We start from the raw sequence: 6,367 nt of genomic DNA, 5'->3' as shown, positions 1-6,367 counted from the left end.
GCCCGAGCACATACGACACCCGCCCCGAGGCGACGCTGGAGGTCATGCCGGTCAGCCGGTAGCCCTCGATCTCCTCGGCGAGCATGCCGTAGCCCTGGACGATGAGCCCCGCGAACACCCCGGTGGCGCTGCCGCGCAGCCCGCTGGGGTCAATCCCGGCCCGCTCCAACGCTTCCCACGACAGCTCCAGTAGCATCCGGTGCTGGGGATCCATGGCCAGGGCTTCGCTGGGTGCGATGCCGAAGAAGGCCGGGTCGAAGTCCGCGACGCCGTCGACGAAACCCCCGGTGTTCACGTAGCACTTGTGGCGGGCGTCGGGATCGGGGTCATACAGCGCCCCGAGGTTCCAGCCACGATCGGCGGGAAAGTCCGAGATCACGTCGCGGCCGTCGGCGACCATTTGCCACAGCGACTCGGGGCTGTCGACGCCGCCGGGGAAGCGACACGACATCCCGACGATCGCGATCGGCTCGCTCGACCGCTCCAGTAGCGCGCGGTTGGTGCGCTTCAGGCGGTCAACCTGGACCAGCGCTTTCCGCAGCGCTTCGGTCGCATGCTGGAGTTGGTCCACCATCACTAAAACCTCGCCCTAACCCTCACCTAATGCCTGGCCGTCTTGTCCCGCCGGATGCGGTTGTCGCCGATTCACGGGATTTGCTGCACGAGGCGACGCCGTGTTTCGTTCGACCAGCGTCGTGCTGCTCTCCGACCCAAGAATGTTGCTGGTGAGTATGGCCAACTCCGACTGGATTTCAAAACGTCCGCTACTCCCGACTGCTACAGGAGGACCGGCTTGGACAGGTGCGACGCCCCGCTGCGGCGGGATGCGCCACGTAGAGCCCGGTGAGCTCGCTGGACAACGGTCCGCCGTCGACGTGGCCCGTGGTCCATGGCGAGACTGTACCCGGCGAGCCATCGTCGGTGGTCAGGCGCAGTGTCAGACACCCGCTCGGCGCCAGCCGTCGGCGGCCCGGGCGGCATGGATCAGCGCATCGCACAACTGGCGCAATTCGGTGGCCCCGGCGCCCTCCTCGAGCGCGGTGGCGACGTCCTCGGCGGCGCACCGCACTTGGTAGACGCGATCCGAGAGGTCGGCCGCGTCGTCGGCCGACAGCACCACCGCATCGTCGGGCACTGCCGCCGCGCCGTGCCGGTGCAACGAGGCCCGTTGCTCGTAGGCCCGCTGCCGGCACGACTGCCGGCAATACTGGCGGCGACGGCCCATTCCCGCGTCGGTGACGTCTCGACCGCACCAGCGGCAGGGCTGCGGGTGGGTACGGCGGCTCACGCCTGCCGACTTTAGTCGGGATTCTCCTGCGATCCCGGTATCATTGATGGTCGCGTCGCGTATGCCGGCTGTCCGCCGGGAACTGCGCAGATCGCCGCAGCGTTGCTAGTCGAGAGAGAATTGCACTACAGGAGCCGGAGGGCTCCGAATACGACTTAAAGGAGTAGCACCCATGGCCGATCGCGTACTGAGAGGCAGTCGCCTCGGAGCCGTGAGCTACGAGACCGACCGCAACCACGACCTGGCCCCGCGCCAGCTCGCGAAGTACCGCACCGAGAACGGCGAGGAGTTCGAGGTTCCCTTCGCCGACGACGCCGAAATCCCCGGCACCTGGCTGTGCCGCAACGGCCTGGAAGGCACCCTGATCGAGGGTGATCTGCCCGAGCCGAAGAAGGTCAAGCCGCCGCGCACGCACTGGGACATGCTGCTGGAGCGCCGCTCGGTGGAAGAACTCGAAGAGCTGCTCAAGGAGCGCCTCGAGATCATCAAGACCCGTCGGCGGGGCTGACCCCGCGGCTCAGGTGCGGTTGTCGGCCCGGGTGGCGCGCGCACCCGACCGGCGGCCCTGGACACCCCATCGGGTCACCTTGACCAGGGCCTCGCGGATGTTGGAACCGCTCATCTTGGACACGCCGAGTTCGCGTTCGGTGAACGTAATGGGCGCTTCGACGATGGTGAAGCCGTTGCAGATGGTCCGCCAGGTCAGGTCGATCTGGAAGCAGTAGCCCTTGGAGTCGACGCCGTCGAGGTCGATGGCCTCGAGAACCTCGCGGCGGTAGGCGCGGTAGCCGGCGGTGATGTCGTGCACCCCGATGCCCAGCGCCAGCCGCGCATAGGTGTTGGCGGTCCAGGACAGCGCCCAGCGCCGCCACGGCCAGTTGCGCACCGTCCCGCCGTCGACGTAGCGCGAGCCGATGGCCAGATCGGCGCCGTCGTCGACCGCCTCCAGCAGGCGGTGTAGCTGTTCGGGCGCGTGGCTGCCGTCGGCGTCCATCTCGACGAGCACCGAGTAGTCGCGGCTCAATCCCCAGGCGAAGCCCGCCAGGTACGCCGCGCCCAGGCCGTCCTTGGCGGTGCGGTGCATGACGTGGGTGCGACCGGAGTCGGCCGCGGCCAGCTCCTCGGCCAGCTGGCCGGTGCCGTCGGGGCTGCTGTCGTCCACGATGAGCAGGTGCACGTGCGGGCACGCGTCCTTGAGCCGCCGGTGGATCACCGGCAGGTTCTCCAGCTCGTTGTAGGTCGGGATGATCACCAAGACGCGCTGGCTGGGACGATTGCCCGGGGCGTGGGGCGCCGGCTGGCCGGTGGTCATGTAGCTCCTCTGTGTCGCCCGAAATCGAAAGAATGTCGGCCGTCCCCGGTGGGACGGAGTGTCGTCACCCGCCGTCGTCTGCCGGCGTGCGATCCCCGCCCTCGTCGGGCGCGGTGTCTGAGTCGTGCTCGTCGGGCGGGTGTGTGCCCAGGGTCGTACCGGCCGTTTTGGAAGGACGTGTCGATCGACCCGAGGGCCTCGGCCTGAGACGAATCCGACGCGGGAACCATCCATTGTGCCGTATCCCGGCCAAAATGACCGCCCCGGCCGCTGCCACGATGACCCACTGCAGCAACGGCGCCCAGCGGGTTGCCGGCGTCAACTTGGTCTTGAGGCGCACCGGCATGTCCAGGTACGCGGGCTGGAAGAAGTCGGTACGCGCCAACTCGCCGCCGTCGGGGGCGATCACGGCGCTGATTCCCGTGGTGCCCGCGACCACCACGTAGCGGTCGTGCTCGACGGCCCTGACCTTGGCGAACGCCAGCTGCTGTTCGCTCATCTTCTTGTTGAAGGTGGCGTTGTTGGCCGGCACGGCCAGTAGCTGGGCGCCGCCCAGGACCGCGTGTCGGGGGACGCGGTCGAAGATCACTTCCCAGCACGTCGCGACCCCGACCGGAACCCCGGCCATGTGGACCACGTCGCTACCGGGCCGGGGCACCATGGTTCCGGCGCGGCCCGCGTACCCCGACAGATGCTTGAACAGCCACGGCATCGGCAGGTACTCGCCGAACGGCTGCACGATTTCCTTGTCGTGGCGTTCGGCCGGGCCGGTGGCCGGGTTCCACACGATCATGGTGTTCGTGTAGTGGGGATCCTCCGGGGGGCGTCCGGGGACTTCGAGCACGCTGCCGATCAGGATCGGGGCGCCGATCGCCGCCGCGGCCTGCGATATCTCCAGCGCGGCATCCGGGTTGACCAGCGGGTCGATGTCCGACGAATCTTCCGGCCAGATCACGAATTGCGGTTGCGGAGCGGCCCCGGCGCGCACGTCGTCGGCCAGCGCCAGCGTCTCGCGGACGTGGTTGTCCAGCACCGCCCGTCGCTGCTCGTTGAACTCGAAACCCAGCCGCGGCACGTTGCCCTGCACCGCCGCGACGGTCACCGACGGCTCACCTCCCGACCCGGTGCCCGCGTGCCGCACCTGCGGCCAGACCATGACCGACGCGAACAGCACCAGGCAGATGCAGATGCCGGGCAGCACCACCGCGGGCGGCGGCGGCTCACTTTCGGCTTGGTCTGCGGCGGCGTGCGCCGGGTGGCCCGAGCGCCACCACTTCACGATCTCCAGCGCGATGGCGGTCGCGCTGAAACCCACCAGCATGATCGCCATGGACAGCAGCGCGACGCCGCCGAGCTGAACCAGCGGCAGGAACGGTCCGTGCGTTTGGCCGAAGGCCACCGACCCCCAGGGGAAGCCGCCGAACGGGAAAACCGACTTCAGCCACTCCTGGGCCGCCCACAGCAGCGCGAACCAGATCGGCCAGCCGGGCAGCCGGCGAACGAGGACGGCGAACAGACCGAAGGCGGCCGGAAACAGCGCCGATACGGCCGCCAGTGCAAGCCACGGGACGGAACCGACCAGGAGCCCGACCCACGGCAGCAGCGGCAGGTAGAAGGCCAGGCCGAAGAGGAACGCGTAGCCCAGCCCGCCGCCCGGCGTCGTCGCGGGGTGAGTCAGCACCCACGCCAGCAACGCCGCGGCGACGACGGCACCCCACCACCAGTTCAGCGTCGGGAAGCTGGCGCACAGCAGCAGGCCGGCCACCACGGCGCCGATCAACCGGGTCAGCCGTGGCAGCATCGCGGCTTGGGCGGCGGGCAACCTCGCGATCACCGCGGCGACCAGCCCGGTCGCCGTCCGGCGCGCCCCGGTCCGCAGTCGATGGGTCAACCTCGCGTGTTCGCCGGGCCGTTCCGGTTCCCCGGGGTGAACGTCGGCGGGTTCGTCGTCGCGCTCCGATTCGGCCTCGTCGCTGATCGGGTCGATCTGCTCGTCCACCGGGTCGGTCCCACCGGTTGGGTCCGGGGACTCGCCTTCGTCCGGGGGCTCGCCTTGGTCCGGGGGCTCGTCGCCGCCCGACGAATGCCTAGCCATGGATGACAGCGCCCCGATGCACCGTTCGCCGGCACTGCGGTAGGGCATCGTTCGGGCCCAGGCGCGGCAACGCGGGCACGCGGGAACGCGGATCGGTCGACCAGCGCTGCACGGTGTCGCGGGGTGCGTGCACCTCCAGCGCCCCGGCATCCCAGATGGCGTACGACGCCGGCGCGCCCGGCGTCAGGGTGCCCGCCTTGCCGTCGCGCACACCGGCGGCCCGCCAGCCGCCGCGGGTGGCGGCAGCAAACGCGGCCCGCGCCGAGACCGCGCTGCCCGCGGTGCGATGGTTGACGGCCGCGCGCACGCTCGTCCACGGGTCGAAACCCGTCACCGGGGCGTCGGAACCTAGCGCGAGGGGCACGCCTTGGGATGCTAACAGCGCAAACGGGTTGAGCCGACTGCCTCGCTCGGCGCCGAGCCGGCGGGCGTACATGCCGTCGGCGCCGCCCCAGAGCGCATCGAAATTGGGCTGCACGCTGGCGATGACGCCCCACTGGCCCAGGCTGGCGGCCTGCTCGGCGTTGATCATCTCGACGTGCTCGAGGCGGTGGCCGCAGCGGGCGACGGCGACCGGCCCGAGGTCCGCGGCGACCCGTTCGAAGGCGCCCACCACGGTGGCGACGGCGGCGTCTCCGATGACATGGAACCCGGCGGTGATCTCGGCCTCGGTGCACGCCCGAACGTGGGCCTCCACGTCGTCGGGGTCCAGGTAGCAGGTGCCCGTGCGGTCCGGCGCGTCGGCATAGGGCTCGTGCAGCCAGGCGGTGCGCGATCCGAGCGCCCCGTCGACGAACAGGTCACCGGCCAGCCCGCGAGCCCCGGTCGCGTCCATCAGCTCCCGGGCCTGGGCGGGGGTGCGCACCGGCTCGCCCCAGTAGCCGATCACTTCGACACCCTGATCGAGGGCACGCAGTTGCAGCCAGTCGTCGATCCCGCCGATCTGGGGTCCGGCGCACTCGTGCACCGCGACGATCCCGGCCGCCGCGGCGGCCCGCAGTGCCGCGGCGCGGGCCTCGGCGAGCTGCTCGGCGGTCAGCAGGTCGCGGGCGACGGCGCGCACCAGATGGTGTGCGTCGCCGGCAAGCGGGCGCTCCGCGCTGAAACCGGTCGCCGACGGGAGTTCGTCGACGAGCCGTCGCAGGCCCGTCGAGGCCGCCGCGGAGTGCACGTCCACGCGGGCCAGGTACGCGGGCCGGTCGCCGAGGACGGCGTCGAGGTCGCTGGTGCCGGGCGGGGTGTTGTCCGGCCACGACGTTTCATCCCACCCATGCCCCCACACCGGTTCGCCCGGATGGGCGGCGGCGTAGTCGGCGACCATCTGCAGGCACTGCGCGCGCGAGCCTGCCCGCCGCAGGTCCAGCCCGCTCAGGGTCAGCCCGGTGGCGGTCAGATGGATGTGGCTGTCGACGAATCCCGGCGCCACGAAACCGCCGTCGACGTCCTCGATGTCGGCATCGGGGAACATGGTGCGGCCGACCTCGTCGCTGCCCAGCCACGCGATGACGCCGCCGCGGACCGCCATTGCGGTCGCGTCGGGGTGAGCGGGACTGTGCACCCGGCCGTTGATGAGCAGGGTCGCCGGACTATCGGGGCCATTGGTCACGTGCCGTGACGACGCAGGCCGTGAAACGGCCTGAGGAGGAGCGGGACCATCGGTCACGTGCCGTGA

General features: G+C 70.6%; 4 protein-coding genes and 1 pseudogene. 1 reads left to right on the top strand and 4 read right to left on the bottom strand.

The window, feature by feature from the left end; genetic code table 11:
- Both JF781_RS15990 and JF781_RS15985 read right to left on the bottom strand, forming a co-directional pair.
- Positions 1 to 574 (bottom strand): beta-ketoacyl synthase N-terminal-like domain-containing protein (locus JF781_RS15990; RefSeq protein WP_225341280.1); only part of this gene is annotated, 574 nt, incomplete at its 3' end.
- A 363-nt stretch (positions 575 to 937) separates the two neighbouring features.
- Positions 938 to 1,288, bottom strand: a complete 351-nt coding sequence (locus JF781_RS15985; RefSeq protein ID WP_225326825.1) for a hypothetical protein — start codon at positions 1,286 to 1,288, stop codon at positions 938 to 940.
- Positions 1,289 to 1,460: 172 nt separating this feature from the next.
- Here JF781_RS15985 and JF781_RS15980 point away from each other — a divergent pair, with 172 nt between their 5' ends.
- A complete protein-coding gene (locus JF781_RS15980) occupies positions 1,461 to 1,796 on the top strand; it encodes an RNA polymerase-binding protein RbpA (protein ID WP_007770897.1) in 336 nt (111 codons plus the stop codon).
- Positions 1,797 to 1,805: 9 nt separating this feature from the next.
- Here JF781_RS15980 and lnt read toward each other — a convergent pair.
- Positions 1,806 to 4,401: pseudogene (gene lnt / locus JF781_RS15975) on the bottom strand (apolipoprotein N-acyltransferase).
- Positions 4,402 to 4,687: 286 nt separating this feature from the next.
- On the bottom strand, positions 4,688 to 6,220 hold the full coding sequence (locus JF781_RS15970) for an amidohydrolase (RefSeq protein ID WP_225326897.1): 1,533 nt from the start codon (positions 6,218 to 6,220) through the stop codon (positions 4,688 to 4,690).
- Positions 6,221 to 6,367: the final 147 nt, after the last annotated feature.

It is taken from the genome of Mycobacterium sp. WUMAC-067 (assembly GCF_020217485.1).
In the GTDB taxonomy this organism is placed as follows: Bacteria; Actinomycetota; Actinomycetes; order Mycobacteriales; family Mycobacteriaceae; genus Mycobacterium.
Note: the sequence above shows the minus strand (reverse complement) of the source record. Positions and strands in the feature narration are given on the sequence as shown.

Bases quoted from the DNA above. Each gene is read 5' to 3' on its own strand.
- JF781_RS15980 (WP_007770897.1), top strand. From the start codon at position 1,461: ATGGCCGATCGCGTACTGAGAGGCAGTCGCCTCGGAGCCGTGAGCTAC.
- JF781_RS15970 (WP_225326897.1), bottom strand. From the start codon at position 6,220: ATGGCGGTCCGCGGCGGCGTCATCGCGTGGCTGGGCAGCGACGAGGTC.